Consider the following 12800-nt stretch of genomic DNA (forward strand, 5'->3'; position numbering starts at 1 on the left):
CGCAGCCCCATCTGTTAGCCTGCCATTTTTGCCAGCAGAGCCGTACCTACGGGTTCTTCATTTTGCAGTGCCGCTAATGCAATGCGCTTTGCATACTGCTCTGTAACGTCATTTATCAGCGGCAGTTCGCGACTGGCTCGGGTTACGAGGAACGGTGAGGACGGTTTTGCAGCAGCCAGACTGCTATTAATTACCCATGCCCATGGTTCAATTTCAGCCCGACGCAAATCCTGCTGCAGGTTTGCTGCTTCCAGTACCGGTGTCGTTTCGGCAAGCGTCACGATAATCACCTTCGTCTTTTCCGGGTCCTGCAATTGCATCATTGGCGTCATCACATGGTCATGTGTTTGCCCCATCTGACGCACCATTTCCCGGTGATAGGCTCCTGTTGCATCCAGTAGCAGAAGTGTGTGACCCGTTGGCGCGGTGTCCATAATAACAAAATGATCGTCTGCCTCTTTGATGATCCGCGAGAATGCCTGGAAGACGGCGATCTCTTCAGTACATGGCGAGCGGAGGTCTTCCTCCAGCACCGCCAGCCCTTCCGCATCTAACCCTTTCCCCTGATTTTCCAGTACAAAATGGCGATAACGTTCTGTCTCAACTTTCGGGTCGATACGGCTGACCTGAAGATTTGGCAGCGAGCCATCCAGCGTATAAGACAGATGTGCTGCCGGATCGGACGTGGTCAGATGGACTTTATGGCCGCGTTTTGCCAGAGATACCGCCACCGATGCCGCAACAGTCGTTTTGCCCACACCGCCTTTACCCATCGTCATGACCAGCCCTTTGCCTGTCTGGCTGAGTTCATCTACCAGAGAGGCAAGTTTCGGTAAATCCAAAGTATTCAGCGTGGTAGCAGGGAGCGGCAGCGAGGCTTTGTTCTCCGTAAATAACAGACGCAGGGCTTCCAGACCGACCAGATTAAATGGCTTCAGATACAGCTGCGAGCGGGGAAGGTTCGCCAGGTTCTCTGGCATTGCCTGTAATGCTTTTTCTTCTCGAGCCAGAATACTTTGCGCCAGTGGATCATTTTCACCCGCAAACGGCGGCAGCACGCCATTAATGGCAAGGTGTTGATGCTGCAAACCGATAGCAGAAAGCTCATCGTGCGTATGAGAGACTTCTTTCAGTGTTGAAGCTTGGGCTCGGGCAACCAGAACCAAGCGCGTGAGAGCTGCATCAGACAGCGCCTTAACCGCGTCTGAGTACTGGTGCTGTTGTTTCTGCAGCCCCACCAGCGGCCCGAGGTTAGCGGCGGCATCAGGGTTCGCTTCAAGATAACCGCTCCAGGCCCCCGGCAACTCAAGCATACGGATGGTATGACCGGTTGGCGCAGTATCAAATACGATATGGTCATACTTTTCCCGCAACTCATGGTTGGTAAGAAGACCAGTAAACTCATCAAATGCCGCGATTTCCGTAGTGCATGAACCGGAGAGCTGTTCTTCAATGCTGCTGACCACATCAGCTGGCATCAGCCCGCGAACCGGGTCGAGTACTCGGTCACGATATGCCTGTGCTGCAGCCATCGGATCAACTTCCATTGCGGCAAGATTTTCTACGGTACTGATATCTGTGATTCGGTGGCCGATAGTCTGGCTAAAGACTTGGCCGACATTGGAAGCCGGATCGGTACTCACCAGAAGCGTTCTCTTACCCTGATCGGCCAGCCATACCGCAGTAGCACAGGCCAGGGATGTTTTACCCACGCCACCTTTGTCAGTGAAAACGATGAACGGGGGAATGTCTTTTAAAAATGGCATATTCATCAGTGATTGCTCCTCTGGAATTAAGGCATACGTGGAATGCTGCAGCAGCGTGGTTGCGTGCTGTCTTCACTCCAGTCCTGACTAAGCGGAATACCTGCCCAACGGGCGATATCTTCACGAGTCGGGAGTTTGCCTGCCATCACGAGTTTGCCGTCGAGCAAGGTGAAAGGGAGAGACTCCATCCCTGATGTGTTCAGAAACTCTTTAATGACCGGTGAATTCAGGAACTGCTGCGGGTTATTCGCAAGGCTGTAGCGCTGTATATCAACGCCATTCTTTTTCGCCCATTCGGCGCTGGCGTTCCATTTGACGGCTTCGTCACTGACCACAACGCTACTGGTTGCGCAGCAGCCTGCAGCTTCAAAGATCTCAATTTTTGACATGGAGTGTTTACCTCAGTGTTTAGTCATTTGGCTTTACACTGAAGTAAACGAAGGTGGTGGGGAAAAGATGCGCGATTAATTCATTTTTTTGTGGCAGCAGACGGAAGACGTGTCATCCGCCTCGATCTGACAAAGTTCTGTCATCGTCTCTTTCAGGTGTTTTCTGGCCCGAAGTAGTCGGGATTTAAACGCCGTAAGCGTAATTCCCAGTTCATCGGCCAGGGACTGCTGGGGACGCCGGTTAAGGTCGGACTCTTCAATCAACCACCGCTCATCTTCGGGTAAAGCCTGTAATGTTTCAGGCAGGCATATACCCAGCATTGAGATTGCATCAGGGGATGCGTCTGTTAATAGGGCATCTTCTTCCAGCTCAACAAACTTCCTGGTGGTGCGGTACTCATCAATCAGCAGATTCCTCGCCGCCCGATATAGCCAGGCTCGCGGATTCTCCATCTCGCAGAAACTGTCTGAATGAGCGCGGGCACGCAGGAATAGCTCTTGCAGAAGGTCGGCTGCTTTTTCGCTATCACCTGTCTTCGATGTCAGGAAGCGAGAGAGTTCGGCTTCATGTTGCCGCCAGAACACGCTCATGCAGTTGTTGAATGCCGTTATATCACTCATACCAGCCCTCAGATTTTGCTCTGATTAACCCGCCGGGAAAGTTCTTCTGCTGACTCTTTTCGTTCGCTGTAGCGATCAACGAGATAGGCTGAGTTACCTCGGGTCAGCAGAGTAAATTTCACCAGTTCTTCCATCACATCCACGATCCGGTCGTAATAAGACGACGGCTTCATGCGTCCATCTTCATCAAACTCCTGCCAGGCTTTTGCGACAGAGGACTGATTCGGGATGGTGATCATCCGCATCCAGCGGCCAAGAATGCGCATCTGGTTTACTGCATTGAAAGACTGAGAGCCACCGCAGACCTGCATTACGGCCAGCGTCTTACCCTGCGAAGGGCGAACTGCACCTTCTGATAACGGTATCCAATCAATCTGGGCCTTCATGATGCCGGTCATCGCACCATGGCGTTCAGGGGAACACCACACCATCCCTTCGGACCAACGAACCAGCTCGCGCAGTTCCATGACTTTAGGATGCGAGTCAGGTGCATCATCAGGAAGAGGCAAGCCAGAAGGATTGAAGATCCGCACGTCTGCGCCCATTGCGGTCAGTAACCTTGCCGCTTCTTCCGTTGCCAGTCGGCTATAGGAACGTTCGCGCACAGAGCCGTACAACATGAGGATACGTGGAGGATGGGGAACGGCAGGAACACCGAATCTTGCCTCTGTGATTGAGGTGTCGAACAAACCCGAATCAACATTCTTAAGATCACCTGTCATTTTAGTTCTCCGTCTTCTGGGGCATGGTGAGGCAGTCGTCAGTTCCTGAGCAGCATTCTTCGGTCAGGAAGGCAATCAGAGCCTCAAGGTTTTCATATCGAGCATGGCAAAAGAGCGTTCTGCCCTGACGTTCCTGGCGTACCAGAGAGACTGATATCAGCGATGAGAGATGATGGCTCAGCGTAGAGGCAGGGATGTCGAGCCGCTTCTGCAGTTCGCCAACCGGTAACCCTTTATGTCCGGCTTTAACCAGCTCTCTGTACACGCTCAGTCGTGTAGGATGACCCAGCTCTTTCAGGGTGTCTGCTGCTTTTGAAAGCTCCATTTGCATTTTATTTCTATATTTCCGGAATTGTGGAAATAATAACTTATTTTCCCAGGAAACCATAGTCAACATGCCTGAGAGTCAAACTGGAGAAACGACTTAATCTGCAACGGAGGTTCCAGTGGTCACGATGCTTAACCTGAGTTGAAGGGCTGTTCCACTGCTGGTATCGGCAGAGTTAGCCCTTTGGCAGTAGAGCGATGAGGCTTTACTTAACTGCTCAAGCGCTCTCAAACGCCAGCCACGCCGCTCGGCATCACTACATCATCCAGCCAGGCTATCCCGGCAGACCCTAAGCCGGGTGATGTATAAACTGTATTCCGCCACCTTTACCACGATCGTGTTCTCTGGCTGTTTCATTTTTGATTTCCCTTGTTTGACAGGTATGAGAAATACCCGACAGGAGAGCTGCCGGGTATAAATGGAGTTGTGGATTTGCTGATTCACTGCGGTTGGAGCGACAAGCTTCAAGTGTGCTGGTCCGGTCACGACTGCGAGGACATTATTTGTCGCCGTAATAACGGGGTTTGTACAGGTTGCCGAGCCAGTTGCGTAGCCGTAGGATCAGGGGCCTGGCTTACGTGGACGCCCTGCCGCTGAGCGTGGAGGAACGTCATTACAGCCGTATGCACACAAACCTTCTTTTTGTTCTTCCTTAGCCAGATAGCTCAGAACATGACGGATATTGTTAATGCTTTCCGGATCGTTATACCGAACAGGTATATTGATATTTCCAGAATACTGCGGCCGATATTCACATCGGTGCGATACGCCGTCCCGGTGCGTTATTTCCTCCCAAAGTGTATTTGCTGTAAGGGCAAAGGGATAAGAGTGCTGTGTTTTTTGTCTGTCCAGCCAGAATACGACATGCGCATGGTATCTATGTCGTTCAGTCCATTCGACAACCCAGAAATAGCCCACCACACCTTTCTCTTTTGTCATTTTATCCATTAGTTCACGCAAGTCACGTTCAAGTGTTTGGTGATTGAAGCTTGAATACCGGGCACTGTCCTTTTGGTAGAAAAAATCCATACGTAATGCCAAAAGGCATGAGTATCTGTATATCATTTCATCGATGTGTGCATTGAGAAGTGAAGCCAGGAACCAGTCTTCATTAAAAGTTCTATCTGAATTTTTAAGCATGATTATTCCACTGCATATGATGAGAGAGGTCAGTACAAGCACTAATTTAATGATATTTCATGCAAGGCTTTTCTTTAAGCCAATACTGAACTGACACTTAAATTAATTATCACTTTAAAAAGATGATAGTGGTTGTTGAAATATTGTTTACGAGGGGGCTTGAACGGGCTTTGATAGTAAGCGATGAATATAGGAACAAATGAGAGTGAGTATAATTATATTAAAAACCTAAATTAAATTACGTAACCTTCCTGTGTAAAACACCAACATTAAAGGTTCTAACCTCGAGATGCTTGTATTCTATCCAGCATCCATTTTTCCACTTCGCTTTTTAGCCAGCGTGAGCTACGCCCCAGTTTAATTGGTGCAGGGAACGCATTTTCTGAAATTAATCGGTAGAACCATTTATCGGTCATGTTTGTATAGCCAGTGATGAATGTCATATCAACGAGCTGATCATTCAGTAAAGATGTGGTTGTTTGGGTACTGGATGATATCGGATGAGTTTTGTTTGTCATGGTAATGCTCCCGCGATTTAGTGTGAGTTCGGGAGAGGGCCAGTTGCCATCGATAGAGTAACGGGCATCCTTCTCATACCATCAGCTGATAAGTAGAAAATTACATCAGCTAGTTCTCACCAGCTAGTAGTGCTGTCAGGACACAACGTGTCCAGCCCTGTACCCTGATAATAAGAACAGAACTGACGTGAGCTACATTCGCGGTGCGCGTGACAATGTAAAACATAGTGAATGCCTGCCACAAATTTATGTATGCTGTACAAGTTTATGAATGTTCATTTTTACCTGGTAAATCGCCGGAACCCCCTTTATTTTAGAGGTTGGCGTCGATTTTACTCTTACAAAAAACTTACAATTTTCGAGCTATTTTCATTCAAAATAAAAACTTGTTTACTTCATAATCGATTCATTATACATACTGTTTATGGTGGATTTTACTACAGGAGGTAACGGTGAGTGATAGTGATAATGAGAATTATTATCCAAAATGGATTGGTAAACTGGGCGCTGAAGAATTAGCAAGGCCAGAAGAACCTCTCCTTGAGGGAGGGAGCCGCTTTACCAGTCCTGAGAGAGAATTTAGTATCGACTCTTGGCCAGAAGGTGAGTCTGCGCAGGCGGCCGAGGATTCTGATATTGAAGTCAGGACAGGAGAACCGATCTCAAGCCCCCCGGTGTCTGAAAGCAGTAATAACGCCACCAGGGGTGATGAAGCTTTTAAGCGTTTAATGCAAAATATGCAGGCCGGGGAAAAACGCAATGTTAAAACTAAAAGTCTTCATGGTGAAGATTCTTCATGTCTACAAGACGTCGATTTAAAGTGGTTGAAGGGGGCGGTTAATTCACGTGCTATTTTTTGGTTCTGGGCGTATATACGAAAAGCCTCTGCCCGGGAGCTTTATTTACCTGAAGATACGGCTGTGTTAATTCCGGAATGGGATCAAAGAGAGGAAAACTTATACTCTTTTTTCAGACTATCTGGTAATCCAACGAGTTCAGCTGAAAGAAGCCGGGTAATTATTACCTTCATGAATAAACTGTCTTGTTCCCTCAGTCCATATCAAAGTAAGAAAACATTCGATTATATTCGTAGTATCTGGCTTGTTTTTAATAGTCAGGTTCAAAGCCCCAGATGGTTAAAGAAAAATGATAATGAAGGCATTGAGTGGGCATGGTCGTATTTATCAAAGAAAAAGGATATAAAAAGAAATGTTCTGTCCTGGTTTAAACCCGCAGACCTTAATGAGCGATACATTGGTGTAATGGGCGCGATTGATTGCTGGGCCATCCCGAATAAACTGGATGTGGAAAATTACAGAAAATTTCTGGATGATAAAAGTGCACTCCTGAAAAAAATGAGTGATTCTTTTAAGCAACGAAAAAGAAGGTCTGGAAAACATGATTTGACAATCTCTGCCAAAGCCAGCAAGGAATTATCTGAGTTAGCAGTGGCACTTAATAAAAAAGAGATTAAAGTTATTGAAAAACTTATTCATGATGAGTATCTAAGATATAAAAGCAAGCCTTTTGATTACAAAAATCCATCCTAGACAGGCAACGATAACTCCAAAAAATATAACGCCTACATTACTCATGTGAGTCGCCGGGAGAAAAATTTCCCGGCATAGTTTTTTCACAGGAGTAAATCATGCCTCAAATCCCCGATCCGCAGGATACCAGTGATGTGGTGCGTACCTGCCTCAATCTCTTACCCCGGCAGGCTACTGAACGTATTCTGTCCCGCCTCCAGGAGGCGATTAACTATGAACCCGTGATAGGCATCATGGGCAAAAGTGGTGCGGGCAAGAGTTCATTATGCAACGCGCTTTTTCAGCAACCCGTTTGTCTGACCAGTGATTTGTTAGGCTGCACCCGCGAACCCCAGCGTCTGTTACTCACCGTTGGTGAGCACAGCATGACACTGGTGGATTTACCGGGTGTGGGCGAAACACCGGAATACGACGAGGAATATCTGGCGCTCTATAAGGCGTTGCTGGGAGAGCTGGATTTGATTATTTGGGTACTGCGTGCCGATGACCGTGCCCGGGCAACGGATATCACGACATACAGGGCACTGATGGAAGCCGGTGCTGAACCTTCACGTTTCCTGTTTGTACTCACTCAGGCCGACCGTATTCCACCCCTCAGGGATGGTGAGCCCTGGCAGGCATCACCTTCTTCTGAGCAATGCCTTTCACTAGCTTCAGTCAGTGCGCAGGTTGCCGGTCAGTTGCCGTCCTCTTTCCCGGTCATGGCTGTCTCTGCACATACCGGCTATAACCTGCCCGCCCTGGTGGAGTTGATTGTGCATGCCTTGCCCGTACAGGCCAGCAGTACCGTGTATTGCCAGCTGAAACCAGAGCATCAGACCCCGGACACTGATGCCGCTGTACGGCAGCAGTTTGGTGAGGCAGCGGGTAAGGCTTTTGACACGGTGATTAATCCTGACCACCTGCCTTCTGTCTGGACTGCTCTGTTAAGGAGTATCCGACAAAAGTTAGTGCAACTTGCCACGGCATTATGGGACCGAATATTTGGCTGAAATCTGCCGCTTTACCCCTCAATTACCACATTCAAAAAACAGTATATTGATCTGTAAAAACGATCGATAATAGAATATCGATCGTTTTTATCTATTAAAATATCGATGTATAAGCCCCCTATTGATCGCTTTTACCTATCAAAGCAAAGGGATATTTCTTTCTCAAAAGTGTTCATGAGCACGACGAACAGGGACGTTGACGTGATGGTCAGGATACAAAGATGCATCAGGTTCTGTGTACCGCGTCCCCCGTTGCCGCTTCTGATTCATTAATAAGGTGACATATGAAAATTCAGACCGTGATTGCACTTGTTTTGTCAGCCATTTCGGTTTCTGCTCAGGCGGGTAACTGGGCTGTGAAAAACGGCTGGTGCCAGACGCTGACCGAAAATGGTCAGGCACTGGTGATGCTGAAAAACAACACCATTGGCATCTTTGGTCAGTTGCAGGGCTGCCCCAATGGCCCGCAGGAGCTGATGGGGAGTCGCATCAGTGTAAACGGCAATCTGGTACCCACGTCTCAGTTGTGCAACCAGCAAACAGGATTTAAGGCTGTTGAGGTTGAAGGCGGGCAGGCACCTGCAGCCGCCAGAAAGGCAATTGCTTCGATTGCAGGTCAGGAAACATCGACCCTTCAGGTCTTTGGTGCGCAACTGACATTCACCCGTGGGGACATGATGACGGTCTGCCCGAAATACGTATCTGGCCTTGCTGCCAGTGCCGGGAGTCGAGCGCCGGAGATTAACAAAGGCTCAGTCATGAAAGCGGCCAAAGAAGCATACACGAAAGAGTATGACCGTGACACGGCTGAGGCCGCTGATTTTGGCAGCTACAAAGTGGAGGGAAATACTGTGGTTTATGAGGTCTACAATGCCGGGTATCGTATCTACGATAAGGTGGTGGTGACCGTTGGTGCTGATGGTAAGGCCACCGGTGCCAGGGTTGAATATATGGGGCAATAACGTCTTATCCGCCACGCCATTTTTAATGTTAAAGGCCATGTTCCTTCGGGAGCGTGGCCTTTTCTTTTTATACCGATAAACGCACAAAGGAGTGAATTATGCGATTAGCATCCCGCTTTGGTGCGGTGAACCTTGTTCGCCGTGACCGTCCCTTAACCCGTGATGAACTTGCTCACTATGTTCCCAGCGTGTTCGGGAGTGACAAGCATGAATCTCGTTCAGACAGGTACACCTACATCCCGACCATCACCATCCTCGAAAGCCTGCTGCGTGAAGGCTTTGAGCCGTTCTTTGCCTGCCAGACAAAGGTTCGCGACCAGAGCAAGAGGGAGCACACCAAACACATGCTTCGCCTGCGTCGTGCCGGTCAACTGACCGGCCATCAGGTGCCGGAAATCATTCTACTTAATAGCCATGACGGCTCATCAAGCTACCAGATGCTGCCGGGATTATTTCGCGGCGTCTGTACTAATGGCCTGGTCTGCGGTCAGTCATTCGGAGAAGTGCGGGTACCGCATAAAGGGAATGTTGTTGAGAAGGTGATTGAAGGGGCTTACGAAGTGCTCGGGGTCTTTGACCGGGTGGATGAGAAACGCGATGCAATGCAGTCGCTGGCGTTACCAGCCCCGGCCCGTCACGCGCTGGCGAATGCCGCTCTGAAGTATCGCTTTGGTGAAGACCACCAACCGGTCACGGTATCGCAGTTGCTGACCCCACGTCGCCGGGAGGACTACAGCGATGACCTGTGGACAGTATACCAGCGTGTGCAGGAGAACCTGATGAAAGGTGGATTGTCAGGGCGAACCGCTCAGGGGAAAAGCAGTCGCACTCGTGCTGTTACCGGTATTGATGGCGATGTGAAGCTCAATCGCGCCTTGTGGGTTATGGCAGAAAACATGCTCGAGTTTTTCGGGCGTTAAACAACCGCTCCGGCATAAGGAGATAGTTTAATGAATACACAAAACTTTGAGTTCGCTGAGCAGGCAGCAATTACTGCCTCGGTGGTCCCTGACGAGTTACGCATAGGCTTCTGGCCGCAGCACTTTGGCTCCATCCCACAATGGATAACCCTTGAGCCCCGAATCTTTGGCTGGATGAGCCGTCTGTGTGTCGATTACCACGGTGGTATCTGGAACTTTTCGACGCTCAGCAACGGCGGTGCTTTCATGGCTCCTGAGTCAGAGCACGATAAGACGTGGGCATTGTTCAACAGCATGAACGGCAACGGCGCTGAACTTACTGGCGAAGCGGCAGGGATAGTCGCCTGTCTGATGGCATACAGCCACCACGCCTGTCATACCGAATGTGATGCGATGACTGAGCACTATTATCGCTTACGTGACTTCGCGCTACACCATCCAGAGTGCAGCGCCATTATGCATCTCATCGACTGAGGAATGCCTGAAATGAATACCGAATTATCCCCGCTGTCATCTCAGCCTGAACTCTTTCCGCTGGCGGTTATGACCCGGCATGGTTGTCTGCTCCCAGCGACATCCGGATTGACACCTTATGCCCAACGGACCATCCGCCGGGCTATCAATTTGCTTGATAAATATCTGCGCCGGCCTGGAATAGCCTTTACCTCAAGTACTGCTGCCCGTGACTGGCTTCGGCTACAGCTGGCCAGACAGGAACGGGAACTGTTTATGGTGCTCTATCTCGATAACCAGCACTGTTTACTGGAGAGCGAAACGCTGTTTGCCGGTTCGATTAACCATGTCCAGGTCCATCCCCGTGAGGTGGTGAAATCAGCGCTTCGCTTCAATGCTGCAGCTGTCGTACTGGCGCATAACCATCCATCCGGTGACCCGGAGCCCAGCCAGTGCGACCGCAACATTACGGGCAGGCTTAAAGAAGCGCTAGCACTGGTTGATGTGAACACGCTCGATCATCTGGTCATCGGTTCAGAGGGCATTGTGTCGTTCGCAGAGCGAGGCTGGATATGAAAATCATCAGCAAACGCCAGGCAATGACCCTGTACCGGCAACATCCTGGCTCCCGACTGTTTCGCTTCAGTACGAGCAAATATAAATGGTCAGGTAGTATCTGTCATTATGCTGGCCGCGAGGTGGAGGACATACGCGGCGTTCTGGCCGTGTTTGCTGAACGTCGCCAGGACCGCAATGGTCCCTATGTCATTCTTCGAAGCGTTACTCTCAATTAATCCTTCACTTTAATCAGGAACAATAATGAACAATCACTCAGAATCCGGTGCCATACCGGAGAATCCCCCCTGCCAGCAGTGGGGGCTAAAGAGTACGATCACACCCTGTTTTGGAGCACGTCTGGTGCAGGAAGGCGACCGCCTGCATTTTCTCGCTGACCGCGCCGGGTTTAACGGTGCTTTCAGCGACGAGCATGCGTTGCGCCTCGACCAGGCCTTTCCGTTGATACTCAAGCAGCTGGAGCTGATACTCACCAGCGGAGAACTCTCCCCCCGCCATCAGCACTGTGTCACCCTCTATCACAACGGACTCACCTGCGAAGCCGATACGCTTGGTAGTTGTGGCTACGTATACATCGCCATTTATCCCACTCAACGTTAATTACTTTCACGAGAGAAAAAATGAAATTTCTACCTACAACAAATATGCGGGCGGCGAAGCCATGCTTGTCGCCCGTGACTATCTGGCAAATGCTACTTAGTCGTCTGCTGGAACAGCATTATGGCCTGACACTAAACGATACACCTTTCTGTGATGAAACCGTCATACAGGAACATATCGATGCCGGTATCACTCTCGCTAATGCCATTAACTTTCTAGTCGAAAAGTACGAACTGGTTCGTATCGATCGCAGAGGGTTTAGCTGGCAAGAACAAACGCCATATCTCACGATTATTGATATCATGAGGGCCCGTCGCGATCTGGGTTTAATGAATCGTAATTAGTCTGATGCTAACGGTATCGCTGCTTTTGAGTATGCCTGCCATTTGGTATCATCTCGCTTCCTGCTGATTTATCGACAAAGGTAATTGCTTGAATTCAAAGCTTCTGTGCTTTGGGGGTATCTTTGGGGGTATAAGTAAAGTTATAACTTGAAAATTTCATATTTTTCAATTTATTGGAGAGTCTATTCTAATCCCTTCGCCCGCTCCAAGACTCTCTCCCTGTAGTTATTCTTTATAAATGTTAAATAGATACATCGGAATCCGGTGGCAGCGTGCTGTTACCTTCACCCAGATTACGTTGTAGCAATACCGTGTCGAGCCATAGCCCATGTTTGAAGCCAATGTTTTTCAGTGTGCCGATTTGCGTAAATCCGGCCTGCTGATGGACTTTTAACGATCCCTGATTATTGCTGTCGCCGACGATGGCAATCAGTTGCCGATAACCCTGTGCTTCAGCCCAGCCAATCACATGACGCAGTAAGGCTTTTCCTACACCCTGACGCTGAGCCGTTGGAGCAATATAAATCGAATCCTCAAGGGTATAGCGGTAGGCATAGCGCTCGCGGTAGCGGGTGAGGTAGCAATACCCGATGACCTTATCTTCCTACAGAGCGACGACCCACGGCAGCCCGAGGCTGCGGATTTTTTCCAGACGAGCAAGCATCTCGTGTGCATCCGGCGGGTCGGTTTCAAAGCTGCCGGTACCGTGAAGAACATGATGTGCATAGATATCGCGTATGGCGAGGATGTGCTTTTCTTCTGCGTTAACGATTTTCATTGACCGGCTCCCATTGGCGTCTTTGCCCAGATTACCTGAAAGACTGAGGGGAAGGTAAGTGCAAAAAATTATGCTTCTATCAGTTGCTTGTAATGCAAATAGGCTTGCATATTGTAAGGGGAAATAATTGATTGTGGTTGA

At 49.3% G+C, this 12800-nt stretch carries 16 protein-coding genes and 1 pseudogene; 9 read left to right on the forward strand and 8 right to left on the reverse strand.

What is annotated here, in order from left to right; translation table 11 throughout:
* Positions 1 to 14 precede the first annotated feature (14 nt).
* From arsA to SK35_RS04465, 7 genes are all read right to left on the reverse strand, one after another.
* Positions 15 to 1772, reverse strand: a complete 1758-nt coding sequence (gene arsA / locus SK35_RS04435; protein ID WP_048215600.1) for an arsenical pump-driving ATPase — start codon at positions 1770 to 1772, stop codon at positions 15 to 17.
* 20 nt (positions 1773 to 1792) lie between these two features.
* Positions 1793 to 2155: an arsenic metallochaperone ArsD family protein gene (locus SK35_RS04440; protein WP_048215601.1), complete on the reverse strand. Its 363-nt coding sequence runs from the start codon at positions 2153 to 2155 to the stop codon at positions 1793 to 1795.
* 75 nt (positions 2156 to 2230) lie between these two features.
* Complete coding sequence (locus tag SK35_RS04445; RefSeq protein ID WP_048215602.1) at positions 2231 to 2776, reverse strand: sigma-70 family RNA polymerase sigma factor; 546 nt, start codon at positions 2774 to 2776, stop codon at positions 2231 to 2233.
* An 8-nt stretch (positions 2777 to 2784) separates the two neighbouring features.
* Positions 2785 to 3498 (reverse strand): arsenical resistance protein ArsH, encoded by a 714-nt coding sequence (arsH, locus tag SK35_RS04450; protein ID WP_032410135.1) that lies wholly within the window; start codon positions 3496 to 3498, stop codon positions 2785 to 2787.
* A gap of 1 nt (position 3499) precedes the next feature.
* Positions 3500 to 3823 (reverse strand): ArsR/SmtB family transcription factor, encoded by a 324-nt coding sequence (locus tag SK35_RS04455; protein ID WP_038423487.1) that lies wholly within the window; start codon positions 3821 to 3823, stop codon positions 3500 to 3502.
* A gap of 564 nt (positions 3824 to 4387) precedes the next feature.
* Positions 4388 to 4966: a rolling circle replication-associated protein gene (locus tag SK35_RS04460; protein ID WP_048215603.1), complete on the reverse strand. Its 579-nt coding sequence runs from the start codon at positions 4964 to 4966 to the stop codon at positions 4388 to 4390.
* A 278-nt stretch (positions 4967 to 5244) separates the two neighbouring features.
* On the reverse strand, positions 5245 to 5484 hold the full coding sequence (locus SK35_RS04465) for a helix-turn-helix transcriptional regulator (protein WP_048215604.1): 240 nt from the start codon (positions 5482 to 5484) through the stop codon (positions 5245 to 5247).
* Between the two features lie 452 nt (positions 5485 to 5936).
* Between SK35_RS04465 and SK35_RS04470 the strand changes: the two genes are divergently transcribed.
* The 9 genes from SK35_RS04470 (at position 5937) to SK35_RS04510 (ending at position 11881) form a co-directional block, all read left to right on the forward strand.
* Complete coding sequence (locus SK35_RS04470; RefSeq protein WP_048215605.1) at positions 5937 to 7034, forward strand: hypothetical protein; 1098 nt, start codon at positions 5937 to 5939, stop codon at positions 7032 to 7034.
* Between the two features lie 98 nt (positions 7035 to 7132).
* Positions 7133 to 8026: a GTPase family protein gene (locus SK35_RS04475; RefSeq protein ID WP_048215606.1), complete on the forward strand. Its 894-nt coding sequence runs from the start codon at positions 7133 to 7135 to the stop codon at positions 8024 to 8026.
* Positions 8027 to 8310: 284 nt separating this feature from the next.
* Positions 8311 to 8988: a hypothetical protein gene (locus SK35_RS04480; RefSeq protein ID WP_048215607.1), complete on the forward strand. Its 678-nt coding sequence runs from the start codon at positions 8311 to 8313 to the stop codon at positions 8986 to 8988.
* Positions 8989 to 9086: 98 nt separating this feature from the next.
* Positions 9087 to 9908 (forward strand): DUF932 domain-containing protein, encoded by an 822-nt coding sequence (locus tag SK35_RS04485; protein WP_048215608.1) that lies wholly within the window; start codon positions 9087 to 9089, stop codon positions 9906 to 9908.
* A 30-nt stretch (positions 9909 to 9938) separates the two neighbouring features.
* Positions 9939 to 10382: an antirestriction protein gene (locus tag SK35_RS04490; protein WP_048215609.1), complete on the forward strand. Its 444-nt coding sequence runs from the start codon at positions 9939 to 9941 to the stop codon at positions 10380 to 10382.
* A 12-nt stretch (positions 10383 to 10394) separates the two neighbouring features.
* Positions 10395 to 10937, forward strand: a complete 543-nt coding sequence (radC, locus tag SK35_RS04495; protein WP_048215610.1) for a RadC family protein — start codon at positions 10395 to 10397, stop codon at positions 10935 to 10937.
* Positions 10934 to 11155: a DUF987 family protein gene (locus SK35_RS04500; RefSeq protein WP_047644100.1), complete on the forward strand. Its 222-nt coding sequence runs from the start codon at positions 10934 to 10936 to the stop codon at positions 11153 to 11155. Before radC ends, SK35_RS04500 begins: the two co-directional genes overlap by 4 nt.
* 25 nt (positions 11156 to 11180) lie before the next feature.
* Complete coding sequence (locus tag SK35_RS04505; protein WP_049116113.1) at positions 11181 to 11537, forward strand: type IV toxin-antitoxin system YeeU family antitoxin; 357 nt, start codon at positions 11181 to 11183, stop codon at positions 11535 to 11537.
* 20 nt (positions 11538 to 11557) lie between these two features.
* On the forward strand, positions 11558 to 11881 hold the full coding sequence (locus tag SK35_RS04510) for a TA system toxin CbtA family protein (RefSeq protein WP_001546951.1): 324 nt from the start codon (positions 11558 to 11560) through the stop codon (positions 11879 to 11881).
* A gap of 241 nt (positions 11882 to 12122) precedes the next feature.
* On the opposite strand, the pseudogene SK35_RS04515 reads toward SK35_RS04510, so the two are convergent.
* Positions 12123 to 12659: pseudogene (locus tag SK35_RS04515) on the reverse strand (GNAT family N-acetyltransferase).
* Between the last annotated feature and the right edge of the window lie 141 nt (positions 12660 to 12800).

Origin of the sequence: Citrobacter sp. MGH105, assembly GCF_001037485.2 — a bacterium.
GTDB lineage: Bacteria > Pseudomonadota > Gammaproteobacteria > Enterobacterales > Enterobacteriaceae > Citrobacter > Citrobacter portucalensis.

Excerpts from the sequence above, each read along its gene's own strand:
- SK35_RS04485 (WP_048215608.1), top strand. The coding sequence starts at position 9,087 with ATGCGATTAGCATCCCGCTTTGGTGCGGTGAACCTTGTTCGCCGTGAC.
- SK35_RS04500 (WP_047644100.1), top strand. The coding sequence starts at position 10,934 with ATGAAAATCATCAGCAAACGCCAGGCAATGACCCTGTACCGGCAACAT.
- SK35_RS04505 (WP_049116113.1), top strand. The coding sequence starts at position 11,181 with ATGAACAATCACTCAGAATCCGGTGCCATACCGGAGAATCCCCCCTGC.
- SK35_RS04455 (WP_038423487.1), bottom strand. The coding sequence starts at position 3,823 with ATGGAGCTTTCAAAAGCAGCAGACACCCTGAAAGAGCTGGGTCATCCT.
- SK35_RS04465 (WP_048215604.1), bottom strand. The coding sequence starts at position 5,484 with ATGACAAACAAAACTCATCCGATATCATCCAGTACCCAAACAACCACA.
- SK35_RS04475 (WP_048215606.1), top strand. The coding sequence starts at position 7,133 with ATGCCTCAAATCCCCGATCCGCAGGATACCAGTGATGTGGTGCGTACC.
- SK35_RS04480 (WP_048215607.1), top strand. The coding sequence starts at position 8,311 with ATGAAAATTCAGACCGTGATTGCACTTGTTTTGTCAGCCATTTCGGTT.
- arsA (WP_048215600.1), bottom strand. The coding sequence starts at position 1,772 with ATGAATATGCCATTTTTAAAAGACATTCCCCCGTTCATCGTTTTCACT.
- SK35_RS04440 (WP_048215601.1), bottom strand. The coding sequence starts at position 2,155 with ATGTCAAAAATTGAGATCTTTGAAGCTGCAGGCTGCTGCGCAACCAGT.
- SK35_RS04445 (WP_048215602.1), bottom strand. The coding sequence starts at position 2,776 with ATGAGTGATATAACGGCATTCAACAACTGCATGAGCGTGTTCTGGCGG.
- arsH (WP_032410135.1), bottom strand. The coding sequence starts at position 3,498 with ATGACAGGTGATCTTAAGAATGTTGATTCGGGTTTGTTCGACACCTCA.
- SK35_RS04460 (WP_048215603.1), bottom strand. The coding sequence starts at position 4,966 with ATGCTTAAAAATTCAGATAGAACTTTTAATGAAGACTGGTTCCTGGCT.
- SK35_RS04490 (WP_048215609.1), top strand. The coding sequence starts at position 9,939 with ATGAATACACAAAACTTTGAGTTCGCTGAGCAGGCAGCAATTACTGCC.
- SK35_RS04510 (WP_001546951.1), top strand. The coding sequence starts at position 11,558 with ATGAAATTTCTACCTACAACAAATATGCGGGCGGCGAAGCCATGCTTG.
- radC (WP_048215610.1), top strand. The coding sequence starts at position 10,395 with ATGAATACCGAATTATCCCCGCTGTCATCTCAGCCTGAACTCTTTCCG.